The sequence below is a fragment of the Methylobacterium longum genome (genome assembly GCF_022179385.1).
GTDB classification, from domain to species: domain Bacteria; phylum Pseudomonadota; class Alphaproteobacteria; order Rhizobiales; family Beijerinckiaceae; genus Methylobacterium; species Methylobacterium longum.
Genome location: NZ_BPQS01000142.1, coordinates 1 through 1,042 on the forward strand (window position 1 = coordinate 1; position 1,042 = coordinate 1,042).

The 1,042-nt window shown below is 68.6% G+C and carries 1 pseudogene; it reads left to right on the forward strand.

The annotated features are described in order from the left end of the window. Nucleotides 1-841: 841 nt before the first annotated feature. Nucleotides 842-1,042: pseudogene (locus MFF58_RS31760) on the forward strand (hypothetical protein); the annotation flags it as partial.

Here is a 1,042-nt window from a genome sequence, read left to right on the forward strand (position 1 = left end):
CTACCGACCGCCCGCGCCTGTCAGCTTTCCGGATCTGGCCTTCCGGCTACCCATGGGTGCGACCATGCAGTAGCCTCGCAACTGGCCCGGTCCAAAATACCGGTCAGGTCACGCCAACCCACGCCTTCCGCTGATCGGACGCGCAACTCTCGACGCTGCGCGTCTGGCGCACGGGCTGCCACCAGCCTGGAACGAGCCCGCCGAACGCCAAGTCATTGCGACGGCAGTTCCGCCTCCGGCGGTGGCGACGCTCGAACCGGACGTGCTGCATCCATCGCAAGATGGAGATGAGACGAACACGCTGCGAACCCTGCTGGGACGTCTGACGCCTACGCCGATCCTGCCACCCCAATCGACTGAAGCTCGAACTCCAACCGAGATCGTCGTTCGCCCCACACCGACGATCACTGCTGGGCCCCCGCCTGGACGCGTGGCGACGCTCGGCCCGGATCCTGCGCAGGAGGTGGATCAAGCGAGCCCGATCACGCCGCTCCGCGACGCTGAGGGCGTGGTCGCGCCGATACTGAACCTGGGCTCAGCCAAGCAGGCGCGGTTTCTCAGGCGGCCGAGGGCGACGACAGCGGCTTCCCGAGTACGGGTGCCCTACCGCGACGCCGAGCAGACCGCGAGCATCATCAGCCGGCCGACCTCGGCTCGGGGGCGGATCGATGCCGGCGCAGTCGCCTACGCCTCTGCGCACTGGGCGCGAAGTAATCGCTCCGCCGTCCCCTCCCCCACTTCGGCACCGTCCTCACCCTGGACGCTGCCACCCGCCCTCGCGCCGACGGACTAGCTCGATGCCGCGGCCCTTCGTTCACCCCCGCGAAGAAGGAAAGCTGTGATGTCCCTACGTTCGATCTGCTGTGCGACCCTCATCTCTGCTCTGGCCGGCCCTGCGCTGGCGCAGGACGCGCCCGCCGCGCCGGACACTTCGGCGGCCACGTGGCAGATGCCCTGGCAGATCGCTCCGATCGGGCCTGCCTCAGCCGCGGCCGGTGAGCAGACGATCATGTCGATGGTGCCGGGAACCGGCCTAGTGAAG